General features: G+C 62.5%; 25 protein-coding genes. All 25 read right to left on the reverse strand.

Going from position 1 to position 13,478, the window contains the following annotated elements; translation table 11 throughout:
• Positions 1 to 212: 212 nt before the first annotated feature.
• The 25 genes from rplQ to rplD all read right to left on the reverse strand — a co-directional run bounded on the left by rplQ (position 213) and on the right by rplD (position 13,473).
• A complete protein-coding gene (gene rplQ / locus V9K91_RS18690; protein WP_068849483.1) occupies positions 213 to 599 on the reverse strand; it encodes a 50S ribosomal protein L17 in 387 nt (128 codons plus the stop codon).
• A gap of 197 nt (positions 600 to 796) precedes the next feature.
• Positions 797 to 1,795, reverse strand: a complete 999-nt coding sequence (rpoA, locus tag V9K91_RS18695) for a DNA-directed RNA polymerase subunit alpha (RefSeq protein WP_068849481.1) — start codon at positions 1,793 to 1,795, stop codon at positions 797 to 799.
• Positions 1,796 to 1,850: 55 nt separating this feature from the next.
• Entirely contained in the window at positions 1,851 to 2,480 is a 630-nt protein-coding gene (gene rpsD, locus V9K91_RS18700; RefSeq protein WP_068849480.1) for a 30S ribosomal protein S4, read from the reverse strand.
• A gap of 14 nt (positions 2,481 to 2,494) precedes the next feature.
• Positions 2,495 to 2,884, reverse strand: a complete 390-nt coding sequence (gene rpsK / locus V9K91_RS18705; protein ID WP_017355427.1) for a 30S ribosomal protein S11 — start codon at positions 2,882 to 2,884, stop codon at positions 2,495 to 2,497.
• Positions 2,885 to 2,896: 12 nt separating this feature from the next.
• On the reverse strand, positions 2,897 to 3,253 hold the full coding sequence (gene rpsM, locus V9K91_RS18710; protein ID WP_017355426.1) for a 30S ribosomal protein S13: 357 nt from the start codon (positions 3,251 to 3,253) through the stop codon (positions 2,897 to 2,899).
• A 362-nt stretch (positions 3,254 to 3,615) separates the two neighbouring features.
• Positions 3,616 to 4,971, reverse strand: coding sequence for a preprotein translocase subunit SecY (gene secY, locus V9K91_RS18715; RefSeq protein ID WP_068849478.1), 1,356 nt, complete (start codon positions 4,969 to 4,971; stop codon positions 3,616 to 3,618).
• Between the two features lie 3 nt (positions 4,972 to 4,974).
• Positions 4,975 to 5,418 carry a 50S ribosomal protein L15 gene (gene rplO / locus V9K91_RS18720; protein WP_068849476.1) on the reverse strand — a complete coding sequence of 148 codons (444 nt, stop codon included), beginning with the start codon at positions 5,416 to 5,418 and terminating at the stop codon, positions 4,975 to 4,977.
• A gap of 4 nt (positions 5,419 to 5,422) precedes the next feature.
• Positions 5,423 to 5,614 carry a 50S ribosomal protein L30 gene (rpmD, locus tag V9K91_RS18725; RefSeq protein ID WP_068849475.1) on the reverse strand — a complete coding sequence of 64 codons (192 nt, stop codon included), beginning with the start codon at positions 5,612 to 5,614 and terminating at the stop codon, positions 5,423 to 5,425.
• The gene (gene rpsE, locus V9K91_RS18730; protein WP_038690276.1) at positions 5,607 to 6,149 is read right to left on the reverse strand and encodes a 30S ribosomal protein S5; all 543 of its coding nucleotides are present in this window, start codon (positions 6,147 to 6,149) and stop codon (positions 5,607 to 5,609) included. Before rpsE ends, rpmD begins: the two co-directional genes overlap by 8 nt.
• A 158-nt stretch (positions 6,150 to 6,307) precedes the next feature.
• Entirely contained in the window at positions 6,308 to 6,661 is a 354-nt protein-coding gene (gene rplR / locus V9K91_RS18735; RefSeq protein ID WP_019186158.1) for a 50S ribosomal protein L18, read from the reverse strand.
• A gap of 56 nt (positions 6,662 to 6,717) precedes the next feature.
• Positions 6,718 to 7,245 (reverse strand): 50S ribosomal protein L6, encoded by a 528-nt coding sequence (rplF, locus tag V9K91_RS18740; RefSeq protein WP_068849473.1) that lies wholly within the window; start codon positions 7,243 to 7,245, stop codon positions 6,718 to 6,720.
• A gap of 18 nt (positions 7,246 to 7,263) precedes the next feature.
• The gene (rpsH, locus tag V9K91_RS18745) at positions 7,264 to 7,662 is read right to left on the reverse strand and encodes a 30S ribosomal protein S8 (protein ID WP_017355419.1); all 399 of its coding nucleotides are present in this window, start codon (positions 7,660 to 7,662) and stop codon (positions 7,264 to 7,266) included.
• 216 nt (positions 7,663 to 7,878) lie between these two features.
• Positions 7,879 to 8,184 carry a 30S ribosomal protein S14 gene (rpsN, locus tag V9K91_RS18750; protein ID WP_068849472.1) on the reverse strand — a complete coding sequence of 102 codons (306 nt, stop codon included), beginning with the start codon at positions 8,182 to 8,184 and terminating at the stop codon, positions 7,879 to 7,881.
• Positions 8,185 to 8,202: 18 nt separating this feature from the next.
• On the reverse strand, positions 8,203 to 8,745 hold the full coding sequence (gene rplE, locus V9K91_RS18755; RefSeq protein ID WP_068849470.1) for a 50S ribosomal protein L5: 543 nt from the start codon (positions 8,743 to 8,745) through the stop codon (positions 8,203 to 8,205).
• Between the two features lie 11 nt (positions 8,746 to 8,756).
• Complete coding sequence (rplX, locus tag V9K91_RS18760) at positions 8,757 to 9,074, reverse strand: 50S ribosomal protein L24 (RefSeq protein WP_017355416.1); 318 nt, start codon at positions 9,072 to 9,074, stop codon at positions 8,757 to 8,759.
• Positions 9,075 to 9,090: 16 nt separating this feature from the next.
• Positions 9,091 to 9,459: a 50S ribosomal protein L14 gene (rplN, locus tag V9K91_RS18765; RefSeq protein ID WP_068849469.1), complete on the reverse strand. Its 369-nt coding sequence runs from the start codon at positions 9,457 to 9,459 to the stop codon at positions 9,091 to 9,093.
• A gap of 13 nt (positions 9,460 to 9,472) precedes the next feature.
• A complete protein-coding gene (rpsQ, locus tag V9K91_RS18770; protein WP_068849467.1) occupies positions 9,473 to 9,742 on the reverse strand; it encodes a 30S ribosomal protein S17 in 270 nt (89 codons plus the stop codon).
• 11 nt (positions 9,743 to 9,753) lie between these two features.
• Positions 9,754 to 9,939 carry a 50S ribosomal protein L29 gene (rpmC, locus tag V9K91_RS18775; protein ID WP_068849465.1) on the reverse strand — a complete coding sequence of 62 codons (186 nt, stop codon included), beginning with the start codon at positions 9,937 to 9,939 and terminating at the stop codon, positions 9,754 to 9,756.
• Positions 9,939 to 10,352, reverse strand: a complete 414-nt coding sequence (rplP, locus tag V9K91_RS18780; protein ID WP_068849463.1) for a 50S ribosomal protein L16 — start codon at positions 10,350 to 10,352, stop codon at positions 9,939 to 9,941. The genes rpmC and rplP overlap by 1 nt, the downstream gene beginning before the upstream one ends.
• A 5-nt stretch (positions 10,353 to 10,357) precedes the next feature.
• Positions 10,358 to 11,092 carry a 30S ribosomal protein S3 gene (rpsC, locus tag V9K91_RS18785; RefSeq protein ID WP_068849461.1) on the reverse strand — a complete coding sequence of 245 codons (735 nt, stop codon included), beginning with the start codon at positions 11,090 to 11,092 and terminating at the stop codon, positions 10,358 to 10,360.
• A 17-nt stretch (positions 11,093 to 11,109) separates the two neighbouring features.
• Positions 11,110 to 11,445 (reverse strand): 50S ribosomal protein L22, encoded by a 336-nt coding sequence (gene rplV, locus V9K91_RS18790; RefSeq protein ID WP_017355410.1) that lies wholly within the window; start codon positions 11,443 to 11,445, stop codon positions 11,110 to 11,112.
• Between the two features lie 12 nt (positions 11,446 to 11,457).
• Entirely contained in the window at positions 11,458 to 11,727 is a 270-nt protein-coding gene (gene rpsS, locus V9K91_RS18795; protein ID WP_017355409.1) for a 30S ribosomal protein S19, read from the reverse strand.
• Between the two features lie 6 nt (positions 11,728 to 11,733).
• Positions 11,734 to 12,561: a 50S ribosomal protein L2 gene (gene rplB, locus V9K91_RS18800; RefSeq protein WP_068849460.1), complete on the reverse strand. Its 828-nt coding sequence runs from the start codon at positions 12,559 to 12,561 to the stop codon at positions 11,734 to 11,736.
• A gap of 10 nt (positions 12,562 to 12,571) precedes the next feature.
• On the reverse strand, positions 12,572 to 12,871 hold the full coding sequence (gene rplW / locus V9K91_RS18805) for a 50S ribosomal protein L23 (RefSeq protein ID WP_068854553.1): 300 nt from the start codon (positions 12,869 to 12,871) through the stop codon (positions 12,572 to 12,574).
• Complete coding sequence (gene rplD, locus V9K91_RS18810; protein ID WP_068849458.1) at positions 12,868 to 13,473, reverse strand: 50S ribosomal protein L4; 606 nt, start codon at positions 13,471 to 13,473, stop codon at positions 12,868 to 12,870. Before rplD ends, rplW begins: the two co-directional genes overlap by 4 nt.
• Positions 13,474 to 13,478: the final 5 nt, after the last annotated feature.

Raw genomic sequence — 13,478 nt, forward strand, 5'->3', positions numbered from 1 at the left:
GGGTTTGCGGGGGCTTTACCAAACATGGATGTTTGGTAAGAGCCCCCAAGGACGGGTTCACGGCGCCCCCCGCAAACCCACACCGGCCGGGGCCCCGCAGTGATCAGCGAACAACCAGCGCCGTTGACGTTGACGTTGGAGCAAAACCAGACCCAACAAAAAACCCGGCACAAGGCCGGGTTCTTTGAAGAATCTTTGGTAAAGCGAGTCGATTATTCTTCGACGGCTTCAGCCACGGCGGCCGGACGGTCGACCAGTTCGACGTAGGCCATCGGCGCGTTGTCGCCAGCGCGGAAGCCGCACTTCAGCAGACGCAGGTAGCCGCCCGGACGGTTCGCGTAACGCGGGCCCAGGGTGGTGAACAGGTTGCCCACGGCTTCGTTGTCACGCAGGCGGGCGAAAGCCAGACGGCGGTTGGCAACGGAGTCGACCTTGGCCAGGGTGATCAGCGGCTCGGCGACGCGGCGCAGTTCCTTGGCCTTCGGCAGGGTGGTCTTGATCAGCTCGTGCTTGAACAGCGACGCGGCCATGTTCTTGAACATTGCTTCGCGGTGGGCGCTGGTACGGCTGAACTTACGGCCGGATTTCATGTGACGCATGACGGATGTTCCTTGAAAGAATGTTGGATCGGTTGGGTATCGCTGTCGCCTTCCCGGCGTTGTTGCTTGGACTGCGGATGGTCCGGCGCCGGCCCTCCTGGCCGACCGTCACCGCAGGCTGGCGCCTGTCGATGCGAGGTACTGCGGGTGAAGCCCCCGCACCCGAAGGTGCGGGGTAAAGCATTTACTGCGCTGGATCAGCCGAGCATGCCGTGCTGGGCGACACCGGCCGGCGGCCAGTTCTCCAGCTTCATGCCGAGCGAAAGGCCGCGCTGGGCGAGGACTTCCTTGATCTCGGTCAGCGACTTCTTGCCGAGGTTCGGGGTCTTGAGCAGTTCCACTTCGGTCTTCTGGATCAGATCGCCGATGTAGTAGATGCTCTCGGCCTTGAGGCAGTTGGCCGAACGCACGGTCAGTTCCAGGTCGTCGATCGGGCGCAGCAGCACCGGATCCACGCCGTTGTTGGCCGGCTTGGCTGCACCGCGGTCGCGGTGGGTGAAGTCACCGAAGACCGACAGCTGATCGCTGAGGATGTCGGCGGCGGTGCGCACGGCTTCCTCGGCATCGATCGTGCCGTTGGTTTCGATGTCCAGCACCAGCTTGTCCAGGTCGGTACGCTGTTCGACGCGGGCCGCTTCCACCGAATAGGCGACGCGACGGACCGGCGAGAACGAGGCGTCCAGGACCAGACGACCGATGGCACGGGTTTCTTCGTCCGGACGACGACGCGCGGCGGCCGGCTGGTAGCCGAAACCACGCTCGATCTTCAGGCGCATGTTGACTGCCGTGTCCTTGGTCAGGTGGCAGATGACATGATCCGTGTTGAGGATCTCGACGTTGTGGTCGACCTTGATATCGGCAGCAGTCACGACACCCGGACCCTGCTTGGACAGCGACAGGGTTGCGCTGTCACCGGTGTGCATACGGATCGCCACGTCCTTCAGGTTGAGCAGGACTTCGAGAACGTCCTCCTGCAGGCCTTCGAGCGTGGTGTACTCGTGCAGTACGCCGTCGATCTCAACTTCCGTGATGGCGAAGCCCGGGATGGACGACAGCAGCACGCGACGCAGGGCATTGCCCAGCGTATGCCCGTAACCACGCTCCAAGGGTTCGATAACGACCTTGGCGCGGGTGTCGGTAAGGCGTTCGATCTGCGGACCACGAGGACGCAGAACCTGGTTGGCGGTAACCGTCATGTTGCGGGTTCTCCTAGTGAACCCCCGGCCGTCGCCGGGGGCTCTCCAATGTGAATTACTTCGAATACAACTCGACGATCAGCGCTTCGTTGATATCCGCAGGCAGGTCCGAACGATCCGGCACGGCCTTGAAGATGCCGGCGAACTTGTCGGCGTCCACTTCGATCCACGTCGGGCGCAGGTCGTGCGTCTTGGACACGGTCAGGGCTTCCTGAACGCGCAGCTGCTTGGCAGCCTTCTCGGACAGCGCGACAGCGTCGCCAGCCTTGACCTGGTACGAAGCCAGGTTGACCGACTTACCGTTCACGGTGACACCGCGGTGCGAGACCAGCTGACGGGCAGCCGGACGGGTCACAGCGAAGCCCATGCGATAGACGACGTTGTCCAGGCGGGTTTCCAACAGCTGCAGCAGGTTCTCGCCGGTGTTGCCCTTCTTGGTCGAGGCCTTCTTGTAGTAGTTGCGGAACTGACGCTCCAGCAGACCGTAGATACGCTTGACCTTCTGCTTTTCACGCAGCTGGGTGGCGTAGTCGGACAGCTTGCCCTTGCGGGCGGTCGCGCCGTGCTGGCCGGGCTTCTGCTCCAGCTTGCACTTGGAGTCCAGCGCACGGGCCGGGCTCTTGAGGGAAAGGTCGGCGCCTTCGCGGCGGGCGAGCTTACAGGTAGGACCGATATAACGAGCCATTTCTTATCGCTCCTTTAGACGCGACGCTTCTTCGGCGGACGGCACCCGTTGTGCGGGATTGGCGTCACGTCGATGATGTTGGTGATCTTGTAGCCCACGTTGTTCAGCGAGCGCACGGCCGACTCACGACCCGGACCCGGGCCCTTGATGCGGACTTCCAGGGACTTGACGCCGTAATCCAGCGCGGCACGGCCGGCTTTCTCGGCAGCCACCTGGGCAGCGAACGGGGTGGACTTACGCGAACCGCGGAAGCCAGCGCCACCGGACGTCGCCCACGACAGAGCATTGCCCTGGCGGTCGGTGATGGTCACGATGGTGTTGTTGAAAGAAGCGTGGACGTGGGCAACGCCGTCAGTGACGACGCGCTTGATCTTCTTCTTGGTCTTAGCGACGGGCTTAGCCATTTCTTAGGTCCCTTACTTCCTGATCGCCTTGCGCGGGCCCTTGCGGGTGCGGGCGTTGGTACGGGTGCGCTGACCACGCAACGGCAGGCCGCGGCGGTGACGCAGACCGCGGTAGCAGCCCAGGTCCATCAGGCGCTTGATCGCGATACCGATTTCACGGCGCAGATCGCCTTCCACGATGTACTTGGCCACTTCCGAGCGCAGACGCTCGATTTCCGGCTCCGACAGATCGCGGATCTTGGTGGTCGAAGTGACGCCTGCGGCGTCGCAGACCTTCTTCGAACGGGTACGGCCGATGCCGTAAATGCTTTGCAACCCGACCCAGACGTGCTTCTGGGCTGGCAGGTTGACGCCTGCAATACGCGCCATGACGCGGTTCTCCAGCTGAGTGATGGCCGACAGCGCACCCGAGGCGCGCCGATCCGGCAGGATGGATCAAAAAAGTGAACTAGCGATACTAACAAGGTTCCGGTTTACATGGAAGCCCGTGAAACCTGAAAGGTTTCATGGACCCGGCCCAGGGAGTGTGCCCAGGCTCCGGCGCCGGATCAGGTTGACTCCGGAAGCGACCCTTTCGGACCCTCTTCCGGCGCCGCCCGCGCTACTCCCGCGCGGGACGACCCGATCTCACCCCCACCCGGAACCGCTGCGGGGGCCGCCCTTCGTTTGTGTGGCCAGGTCCGCGAAGCGGAGGACCATCACGTCAGGAAGACGATAGTGTAACAGGCCAATCAGCCGCGGGCAAAACCGCCGCGGTTGCCGCCCTTCAGGTTGGCCTTCTTCAACAGGCTCTCGTACTGGTGCGACATCAGGTGCGCCTGGATCTGCGCAATGAAGTCCATCACCACCACCACCACGATCAGCAGCGAGGTGCCGCCGAAGTAGAACGAGGCATTCAGCTGCGTGCGCATGATTTCCGGCAGCAGGCAGACGATCACCAGGTAGGCCGAGCCGGCCGCGGTCAGGCGGGTCAGCACGCCGTCGATGTAGTCGGCGGTGGCCTTGCCCGGACGGATGCCCGGAATCAGCGCGCCCGACTTCTTCAGGTTGTCGGCGGTTTCCTGCGAGTTGAACACCAGCGCGGTATAGAAGAACGCGAAACCGGTGATCAGCGCAGCGAACACGATCATGTGCAGCGGCTCGCCCGGACCCAGGGCGTTGGCGACCTTCTGCAGCCAGGTCGCCGAGCTGGCCTGGCCGGACCACATGGCCAGGGTGGTCGGGAATGCCAGGATGCTGGAGGCGAAGATGGCCGGGATCACGCCCGCCATGTTCAGCTTCAGCGGCAGGAACGAGGTCTGGTTCATGTACGCGTTGCGGCCACCCTGGCGACGTGCGTAGTTCACCGTGATGCGGCGCTGGCCGCGTTCGACGAACACCACGAAGAAGGTGAAGGCCAGCACCACCAGCGCGATCAGCAGCAGCTGGATGAACTGCAGGTTGCCTTCGCGGAAGGCGTCGAAGGTGTGGATGACCGCACCCGGGAGGCCCGCCACGATGCCGGCGAAGATGATCAGCGACACACCGTTGCCGATGCCGCGCTCGGTGACCTGCTCGCCAACCCACATCAGGAAGATGGTACCGGCGGTCAGCGCGACCACGGCAGTGAGCACGAAGCCCATGCCCGGCGCGTACACGACCGGCGCACCGGACGGGGACAGCTGGTTCTGCAGCGCCAGCGCAATGCTGCCGCCCTGCACCACGGCCAGCAACACGGCGCCGATGCGGGAATATTGGGTGATCTTGCGGCGACCAGACTCACCTTCCTTCTGCATCGCCTTGAGCGCGGGGAAGATGTGGACGGCCAGCTGCATCACGATGGATGCCGAGATGTACGGCATCACGTTCAGCGCGAAAATGCTGAAACGGTGCAGGGCGCCGCCCGAGAACATGTTGAACATGTCCACGATGCCGCCGCCCTGCGCCTGCATGAGCGCAAGCATGGCATCGGGATTGACGCCCGGCACCGGCACATAACAGCCGATGCGGTAGACGATCAAAGCCCCGACGACGAACAGCAGACGCTGGCGAAGTTCCGTGAACTTGCCGAGCCCGCCGCCCAGGTTACCAATGCCAGCTTGCGCCATGTCTTACTCCTGTACGCTGCCGCCGGCAGCTTCGATCGCGGCCTTCGCACCGGCCGTTGCTGCGATGCCCTTCAGGGTGAAGGCCTTGGTCAGGCCGCCCTTCATGACGATCTTGGCCTGCTTGGCAGTGCTCGGGACCAGCTTCGCAGCGCGCAGCGCGGCGAAATCGATCTCGCCAGCTTCCAGGCGGTCCAGGTGGTACGACAGCACTTCGGCGGTGTCCTTGGCGATCTTGGAACGGAAACCGACCTTCGGCAGACGACGCTGCATGGGGGTCTGGCCGCCTTCGAAGCCCGCCTTGATCTTGCCGCCACCCTTACGGGCGAACGAACCCTTGTGGCCGCGGCCGCAGGTCTTGCCCAGGCCGGAGCCGATACCACGGCCGACGCGGGTGCGCTCTTTGCGCGCGCCCGGTGCCGGGCTCAGTTCATTGAGATGCAGGGTCATTGGATTATTCCTCAACCTTGACGAGGTAGTGGACCTTGTTGATCAGACCGCGAACCTGCGGGCTGTCCTTCAGGACACGCACATCGTTGAGCTTGTTCAGGCCCAGGGCACGCACCGACAGGCGGTGACGCGACTGGGTGCCACGCAGGCCGCCAACCAGACGGACCTTGACGGTCTTGACGGTGTCATTAGCCATGGTTGAGATCCTCCACCTTCTTGCCGCGCTTGGCCGCGATGCGGGCCGGCGACTGCATTTCGGACAGACCCTTCAGCGTGGCGCGAACCAGGTTGATCGGGTTGCGCGAACCGACGGCCTTGGCCAGCACGTTCTTGACGCCCACCGCTTCCAGCACGGCGCGCATGGCACCGCCGGCGATGACGCCCGTACCTTCCGAAGCCGGCATCATGAACACGCGGGCTGCGCCGTGGCCGGACTTCACCGGGTGCCACAGGGTGCCGTTGTTCAGATCGACGTCGGCCAGGTTCTTGCGAGCCTGCTCCATCGACTTCTGGATCGCGACCGGCACTTCACGCGCCTTGCCGTAGCCGAAGCCAACCTTGCCTGCGCCGTCACCGACCACGGTCAGTGCGGTGAAGGTGAACTGACGACCGCCCTTGACGGTCTTGCTGACGCGGTTGACCGCGACCAGCTTCTCGATCATGCCGTCGTCGACTTTCTCTTCGCGGTTACGGTCGCGATCGCGACCCCGCTGCTGACGTTCTTCTGCCATGTTGATTCCTTGATTGATTGGGTATGTACGGCTCAGGGCCGCTTATAGCTGTGGAATGACGCGGTGGATCGAACGCCCCTGCAGAAGAAGGACGCCGCCCGGCACAACCCGTGCCGGCAGGCAGGCGGAAGCGGGGACCAGCCCCGCTTCCTTATCCCTTAGAACTGCAGGCCGCCTTCGCGGGCTGCATCGGCCAGTGCCTTGATGCGGCCGTGGTAGCGGTAGCCCGAGCGGTCGAAAGCGACCTTCTCGATGCCCGCAGCCTTGGCGCGCTCGGCAACCAGCTTGCCGACCTTGGCGGCGGCGTCGCTGTTCTTGCCGTTCTTCAGGCCTTCCTTGACGTCGGCCTGGGTGGTGTTGGCAGCAGCCAGCACCTTGGAGCCGTCGGCGGTGAAGACCTGGGCGTACAGGTGCTGACCGGTGCGCAGCACCGACAGACGCGGCACGCCGAGGACACGGATGTGTGCGCGGGTGGACTTGGCGCGACGCAGGCGAGCAATGTTCTTGTTCATGATCTTTTTCCTTGAAAGCTGAAGACAGGATTCCTCCCCGGAACGGGGACTCGCCCTTACGCCTTCTTGGCTTCCTTACGAATGATGACTTCGCCGGCGTACTTCACACCCTTGCCCTTGTAGGGCTCCGGCTTGCGGTAAGCGCGGATCTTGGCGGCAACTTCGCCCACCAGCTGCTTGTCGGTGCCCTGGACCAGGATTTCGGTCTGGGTCGGGGTCGACAGCGTGATGCCTTCCGGCGCCACGTACACAACCGGGTGCGAGAAACCGAGCGCCAGGCTCAGGTCCTTGCCCTGCATGGTGGCGCGGTAACCCACGCCGACCAGCTCAAGCTTGCGCTCGAAGCCATCGGTGACACCCTTGACCATGTTGGCCAGGATCGCGCGGACGGTGCCGGTGAGGGCGACCAGCTCGTCATTGCTGGCGGCCAGGGTGGCAACGCCGTCGTTGACGGAAATTTCGACGCCAGCAACCTTGGCCAGGCTCAGGGTGCCCTTCGGGCCCTTCACGCTGACGGATTCCGGCTGGATGTTCAGTTCAACGCCCTTGGGCAGGTTGACCGGCTTCTTGGCTACGCGGGACATAGTGGTTTCCTTCTCGCCTTAGGCCACGAAGCACAGGACTTCGCCGCCGACGCCCAACTGGCGCGCCTGCGCATCAGTCATGATGCCCTTGGAGGTGGAGATGATGGAGATGCCCAGGCCGTTCAGGACCTTCGGCAGCTCGGACTTGCCACGGTACTGGCGCAGACCCGAACGCGAGAAGCGCTTCAGGGTCTCGATGACCGGCTTGCCCTCGAAATACTTCAGGACGATTTCAAGCTCGGCCTTGTTGTTCTCGGTCTTGGTCACGCGCAGGTCGGTGATGTAGCCTTCGGCCTTCAACACTTCTGCGATTGCAACCTTGATCTTGGAGGACGGTGCTTTCACCGTCTGCTTGCCAACCGCGGCCGCATTCTTGATGCGTACCAGCAGGTCGGCGATGGGATCAGTCATGCTCATAGTCGATACCTTTGAGTGCACCGATATCCGCTTTCGCGAAAATCTTGCTATTTGGAATGGGCCTGGAGGCCCGTCGTTCGGGTGTTGCGCCCTACCCCACCCCATGCCGCCGGGTGAGACGCGGGAGTATACGACAAAAAGAGCCCGACCGGGGTCGGACTCTTCAAGTCGGGGTGAACCTGAACAGGCCCACCCCATACTGCAGGGACGGATCCCTTACCAGCTGGCCTTGCGCAGGCCCGGCACGTCACCACGCATGGTGGCTTCGCGCAGCTTGTTGCGGCCGAGGCCGAACTTGCTGTACACGCCACGCGGGCGGCCCGACAGTTCGCAACGGTTGCGGTGGCGGCTCGGCGACGAATCGCGCGGCAGCTTCTGCAACTTGATCACGGCCTGTTCCTTCTCTTCGTACGAAGCGGTCGTGCTGGAGATGATCTTCTTCAGCTCTTCACGCTTGCCGGCGTACTTGACGGCCAGCTTCGCACGCTTCAGGTCGCGGTTGACCATGGAGGTCTTTGCCATTTCGGATTCCTCGACGTATCAGTTACGGAACGGGAACTTGAACGCTGCAAGCAGCGCCTTCGCTTCCGCATCGGTCTTGGCGGTGGTGGTGATGGCGATATCCATGCCGCGGATCGCGTCGACAGCGTCGAAGTCGATTTCCGGGAAGATGATCTGTTCCTTCACACCCATGTTGAAGTTGCCGCGACCGTCGAAGGAACGACCCGAGACACCACGGAAGTCGCGCACGCGCGGCAGCGAGATGTTGATCAGGCGATCCAGGAACTCATACATCTTGGCACGACGCAGCGTGGTCTTGCAGCCGATCGGCCAACCATCGCGGATCTTGAACGAAGCCACCGAGACGCGGGACTTGGTCACGATCGGCTTCTGGCCGGAGACCTTGGCCATGTCGGCGACGGCATTTTCCAGGATCTTCTTGTTGGTCGCCGCTTCGCCGACACCCATGTTCAGGGTGACCTTGACCAGGCGGGGAACCTGCATCGGATTGGTGTAGCCGAACTGCTTCATCAGCGCCGGCACCACTTCTTCCTGGTAGAACTTTTCGAGACGGGAACTCATCTTCTCATTCCTCAGGCGTCAAGCGCCTCACCGCTGGAGCGGAACACACGCAGTTTGCGTCCATCCTCCAGCACCTTGAAGCCAACGCGCTCGCCCTTGCCCGAAGCCGGGTTGAGCACATTCACGTTGGAGATATGGATCGACGCTTCACGCTCGACCACGCCGCCGGCAACGCCTGCCTGCGGGTTCGGCTTGGTGTGGCGCTTGACGATGTTCACGTTGGCGACGATCACACGATCGCCGTCGACGCGGACGACTTCGCCCTGCTTGCCCTTGTCCTTGCCGGTGTTGACGACGACCTGGTCGCCCTTCTTGATACGGTTAGCCATGATTATCTCCTGTCGCTCACAGCACTTCGGGAGCGAGCGAGACGATCTTCATGAACTTCTCGGAACGAAGTTCACGGGTCACCGGCCCGAAGATGCGGGTGCCGATCGGCTCTTGCTTGTTGTTGAGCAGGACCGCGGCATTGGTGTCGAAACGGATCAGCGAGCCATCGGCGCGACGCACACCCTTGCGGGTACGCACCACGACGGCGTCGAACACTTCACCCTTCTTGACCTTGCCGCGCGGGATTGCATCCTTCACGGTGACCTTGATGATGTCACCGATGTGTGCGTAGCGACGCTTGGAGCCGCCCAGCACCTTGATGCACATCACTTCCTTGGCACCGGAATTGTCCGCGACCTCGAGGTAGCTCTGCATCTGGATCATGAGTCAGATCTCCTTATTGAGCCGCACGGGTGACAATTTCCACCACGCGCCAGTTCTTGGTCTTGGACATCGGAGCAATTTCGGTCACGCGGACGACATCGCCTTCATTGCAGGCGTTGTCGGCGTCGTGCGCGTGGAGCTTGGTCGAACGACGCAGGTACTTGCCGTACAGCGCGTGCTTGACCTGGCGCTCCACCAACACGGTGACCGTCTTGTCCATCTTGTTGCTGACGACACGGCCTTCGACCGTGCGCAGCTGCTTGTTTTCAGTATTGTCGCTCATCGCGGCCATCCTTACTTGTTGCTGCCGAGCAGGGTCTTGACGCGAGCAATCTCGCGGCGGACCCGGCGGGTTTCGTGAGTCTTCGGCAGCTGCCCGGTGACCTGCTGCATGCGGAGCGAGAACTGCTCCTTACGCAGGTCAACCAAATGGGACTTCAGGTCGTCAGCCGACTTTTCGCGAAGCTGTTTGATATCCATCACATCACCGTCCGGGTCACGAAAGTGGTGGTCACGGAGAGCTTGGCAGCTGCCAGGCGGAACGCCTCGCGTGCCACGTCTTCACCCACACCTTCAATTTCATAGATCATGCGGCCGGGCTGGATCTGGGCTACCCAGTACTCCACGTTGCCCTTACCAGAACCCATTCGGACTTCGATGGGCTTCTTGGTGATCGGCTTGTCGGGGAACACTCGGATCCACATCTTGCCACCGCGCTTGACGTAGCGGCTGATCGAGCGGCGGGCCGCTTCGATCTGGCGCGCGGTCAGCTGACCGTGGGCGGTTGCCTTCAGGCCGTATTCGCCGAAGCTGACAGCGTTGGCGCTCCAGCTCAGGCCATCGTTACGGCCCTTGTGTACCTTGCGGTACTTGGTTCGCTTGGGTTGCAACATTGTCGTTACCTCGCTTCACGGGCCGGGCGCTGACGGTCACCGCGGTCACCGCGATCGTTACGATCGTTGCGCGACGGGGTGTCGTCCTGCTTTTCCTGGCCAACCTGGGAGAAATCGAAAACCTCGCCCTTGTAGATCCAGACCTTGATGCCGATGATGCCGTAGGTCGTCTTGGCTTCAGCGAAGCCATAGTCGATGTCGGCACGCAGCGTGTGCAGCGGCACGCGGCCTTCGCGGTACCACTCCGAACGGGCGATTTCAGCACCGTTCAAGCGGCCACCGACGTTGACCTTGATGCCCAGGGCACCGAGGCGCATCGCGTTGCCGACCGAGCGCTTCATTGCGCGGCGGAACATGATGCGACGCTCCAGCTGCTGCGCGATCGACTCGGCAACCAGCTGTGCGTCCAGCTCGGGCTTGCGCACTTCGGTGACGTTGATGTGCGCCGGAACGCCCATCATTTCGCTCACTTCCTTGCGCAGCTTCTCGATGTCCTCACCACGCTTGCCGATCACCACGCCCGGACGGGCGGTGTGGATCGTCACGCGGGCGGTCTTCGCCGGACGTTCGATGAGGATCTTGCTGATGCCGGCCTGCGCGAGCTTCTTGCGCAGCATGTCCCGCACCTTCAGGTCGGCTGCCAGATAACCAGCAAACTCGGCCTTGTTGGCGTACCACTTGGAGTTCCAGTCCTTGGAGATGCCGAGGCGGATACCAATCGGATGAACTTTATGACCCATGGTGTTTTCCTTTCCGCTTACTTGCCGGCGCCCACAACCACAGTGATGTGGCTGGTGCGCTTGAGGATGCGGGTGCCGCGGCCTTTCGCCCGCGCCATGAAACGCTTCAGGGTCGGACCTTCATCAACCATGATGGTCTGAACCTTCAGCTCGTCGACGTCGGCGCCCTGGTTGTTCTCGGCATTGGCAATAGCCGACTCCACCACCTTCTTGATCAGGTGGGCAGCCTTCTTGTCCGAGAACTTCAGCAGGTTGACCGCACGCTCGGCCGGCAGGCCGCGCACCTGGTCAGCGACCAGGCGTGCTTTCTGCGCAGAGATGCGCGCGGAGCGCAGGATTGCTTTCGCTTCCATTGTCATCTCTCCTTACTTGCCCGACTTCTTGTCACCACCGTGACCCTTGAAGGTCCGGGTGATGGCAAATTCGCCGAGCTTGTGGCCGACCATGTTCTCGTTGACGAGCACCGGAACGTGGTTCTTACCGTTATGAACGGCGATGGTGATGCCTACCATTTCCGGCAGGATCATCGAACGGCGCGACCAGGTCTTGATCGGCTTCTTGCTACCCGCAGCGGCCTCCACCTTCTTGACGAGGTGGTGATCGACGAACGGGCCCTTCTTGAGTGAACGTGCCATGGTCGATTAGCCCCTACGATCGCGGACGATGAATTGCTGGGTGCGCTTGTTCTTGCGCGTCTTGTAACCCTTGGTCGGAACACCCCACGGGGTGACCGGATGCGGATTACCCTGGCCGGCCTTCGCCTCACCACCACCGTGCGGGTGGTCAACCGGGTTCATGGCAGCACCACGAACGGTCGGGCGGACACCGCGCCAGCGCTTGGCGCCAGCCTTGCCCAGCTTTTCCAGGTTGTGTTCGTCGTTGCCGACTTCACCGATCGTTGCGCGGCACTCGACCGGCACCTTGCGCATTTCACCCGAGCGCAGGCGCAGGGTGGCGAAGACGCCTTCACGAGCGACGAGCTGCACGGCAGCGCCGGCGGCACGCGCGATCTGGGCACCCTTGCCCGGCTTCAGTTCGATGCCGTGGACAGTGGTACCAACCGGGATGTTGCGCAGCGGCAGGGTGTTGCCGGTCTTGATCGGCGCATCCGAACCCGCGATCACCTGGTCACCGGCCTTCAGGCCCTTCGGTGCGATGATGTAGCGGCGCTCGCCGTCGACGTAGCACAGCAGGGCGATATGGGCGGTGCGGTTCGGATCGTATTCGATGCGTTCCACGCGCGCCGGAATGCCTTCCTTGTTGCGCTTGAAGTCAATCAGACGGTAATGCTGCTTGTGACCACCGCCCACGTGACGGGTGGTGATGCGACCGTGGTGGTTACGACCACCGGTATTGCTCTTCGGCTCCAGCAACGCTGCGTGCGGTGCGCCCTTGTGCAGATCGGGCGTAACCACGCGCACGGCCGAACGGCGGCCGGGGGAAGTGGGCTTGAATTTCATCAATGGCATGGGATGTACCTCAGGCCTTGGCCGTTACATCGATGGACTGGCCATCGGCGAGACGCACGTACGCCTTGCGCCAATCGCCGCGGCGGCCGGTGCGGTTACGGAAGGACTTGTTCTTGCCCTTCACGTTCAGCACGTTGACCGCTTCGACCTTGACGTCGAACAACTGCTCTACCGCGGCCTTCACGTCGGCCTTGGTCGCTTCGTTCGAGATCTCGAAGACATACTGGTTGGAATGTTCCTGCAGGCGCGCGGTCTTTTCGGAGACTCGCGGAGCACGCAGCACGCTGAAGATTTTTTCGTTGCTGTTCATGCCAGCCACTCCTCGACCTTCTTGACCGCATCAGCGGTGATGACGACCGTGTCGGCACCGACCAGCGACACCGGATCCAGGCCCTGCACGTCACGCACTTCCACGTAGGGAATGTTGCGGGCCGACAGGTACAGGTGCTCGGTGGCTTCCTCGGTGACGATCAGCGGGCGCTTGCCCACTTCCAGGCCGGCCAGCTTGGCGATCAGAGCCTTCGTGCTGGTCGCTTCGACATCGAAGGACTCCACGATGGTCAGACGGCCCTGGCGGTTCAGCTCGGACAGGATCGCGCACATGGCGGCACGGTACTGCTTGCGGTTGACCTTCTGTTCGAAGCTGCGCGGCTTGGCCGCGAAGGTGACACCGCCGCCGACGAAGATCGGAGCCGTCAGCGCGCCATGACGCGCACCGCCGCCCTTCTGCTTCTTCGACTTCTTGGTGGTACCAGCCACTTCAGAACGAGTCTTCTGTGCCTTGGTGCCGGCGCGACCGGCATTGCGATAGGCAACGACGACCTGGTGGACCAGATCTTCGCTGAAATCGCGACCGAACACGGCATCGGAGACCGAGACCTTGTTGTTGCTACCCGTGATAACGAGTTCCATCGTCA

Origin of the sequence: Stenotrophomonas sp. CCNWLW57 (assembly GCF_037203925.1) — a bacterium.
Lineage (GTDB): Bacteria > Pseudomonadota > Gammaproteobacteria > Xanthomonadales > Xanthomonadaceae > Stenotrophomonas > Stenotrophomonas rhizophila_A.

Excerpts from the sequence above, each read along its gene's own strand:
- rplQ (WP_068849483.1), bottom strand. The coding sequence starts at position 599 with ATGCGTCACATGAAATCCGGCCGTAAGTTCAGCCGTACCAGCGCCCAC.
- rpoA (WP_068849481.1), bottom strand. The coding sequence starts at position 1,795 with ATGACGGTTACCGCCAACCAGGTTCTGCGTCCTCGTGGTCCGCAGATC.
- rpsD (WP_068849480.1), bottom strand. The coding sequence starts at position 2,480 with ATGGCTCGTTATATCGGTCCTACCTGTAAGCTCGCCCGCCGCGAAGGC.
- rpsK (WP_017355427.1), bottom strand. The coding sequence starts at position 2,884 with ATGGCTAAGCCCGTCGCTAAGACCAAGAAGAAGATCAAGCGCGTCGTC.
- rpsM (WP_017355426.1), bottom strand. The coding sequence starts at position 3,253 with ATGGCGCGTATTGCAGGCGTCAACCTGCCAGCCCAGAAGCACGTCTGG.
- secY (WP_068849478.1), bottom strand. The coding sequence starts at position 4,971 with ATGGCGCAAGCTGGCATTGGTAACCTGGGCGGCGGGCTCGGCAAGTTC.
- rplO (WP_068849476.1), bottom strand. The coding sequence starts at position 5,418 with ATGACCCTGCATCTCAATGAACTGAGCCCGGCACCGGGCGCGCGCAAA.
- rpmD (WP_068849475.1), bottom strand. The coding sequence starts at position 5,614 with ATGGCTAATGACACCGTCAAGACCGTCAAGGTCCGTCTGGTTGGCGGC.
- rpsE (WP_038690276.1), bottom strand. The coding sequence starts at position 6,149 with ATGGCAGAAGAACGTCAGCAGCGGGGTCGCGATCGCGACCGTAACCGC.
- rplR (WP_019186158.1), bottom strand. The coding sequence starts at position 6,661 with ATGAACAAGAACATTGCTCGCCTGCGTCGCGCCAAGTCCACCCGCGCA.
- rplF (WP_068849473.1), bottom strand. The coding sequence starts at position 7,245 with ATGTCCCGCGTAGCCAAGAAGCCGGTCAACCTGCCCAAGGGCGTTGAA.
- rpsH (WP_017355419.1), bottom strand. The coding sequence starts at position 7,662 with ATGAGCATGACTGATCCCATCGCCGACCTGCTGGTACGCATCAAGAAT.
- rpsN (WP_068849472.1), bottom strand. The coding sequence starts at position 8,184 with ATGGCAAAGACCTCCATGGTCAACCGCGACCTGAAGCGTGCGAAGCTG.
- rplE (WP_068849470.1), bottom strand. The coding sequence starts at position 8,745 with ATGAGTTCCCGTCTCGAAAAGTTCTACCAGGAAGAAGTGGTGCCGGCG.
- rplX (WP_017355416.1), bottom strand. The coding sequence starts at position 9,074 with ATGGCTAACCGTATCAAGAAGGGCGACCAGGTCGTCGTCAACACCGGC.
- rplN (WP_068849469.1), bottom strand. The coding sequence starts at position 9,459 with ATGATCCAGATGCAGAGCTACCTCGAGGTCGCGGACAATTCCGGTGCC.
- rpsQ (WP_068849467.1), bottom strand. The coding sequence starts at position 9,742 with ATGAGCGACAATACTGAAAACAAGCAGCTGCGCACGGTCGAAGGCCGT.
- rpmC (WP_068849465.1), bottom strand. The coding sequence starts at position 9,939 with ATGGATATCAAACAGCTTCGCGAAAAGTCGGCTGACGACCTGAAGTCC.
- rplP (WP_068849463.1), bottom strand. The coding sequence starts at position 10,352 with ATGTTGCAACCCAAGCGAACCAAGTACCGCAAGGTACACAAGGGCCGT.
- rpsC (WP_068849461.1), bottom strand. The coding sequence starts at position 11,092 with ATGGGTCATAAAGTTCATCCGATTGGTATCCGCCTCGGCATCTCCAAG.
- rplV (WP_017355410.1), bottom strand. The coding sequence starts at position 11,445 with ATGGAAGCGAAAGCAATCCTGCGCTCCGCGCGCATCTCTGCGCAGAAA.
- rpsS (WP_017355409.1), bottom strand. The coding sequence starts at position 11,727 with ATGGCACGTTCACTCAAGAAGGGCCCGTTCGTCGATCACCACCTCGTC.
- rplB (WP_068849460.1), bottom strand. The coding sequence starts at position 12,561 with ATGCCATTGATGAAATTCAAGCCCACTTCCCCCGGCCGCCGTTCGGCC.
- rplW (WP_068854553.1), bottom strand. The coding sequence starts at position 12,871 with ATGAACAGCAACGAAAAAATCTTCAGCGTGCTGCGTGCTCCGCGAGTC.
- rplD (WP_068849458.1), bottom strand. The coding sequence starts at position 13,473 with ATGGAACTCGTTATCACGGGTAGCAACAACAAGGTCTCGGTCTCCGAT.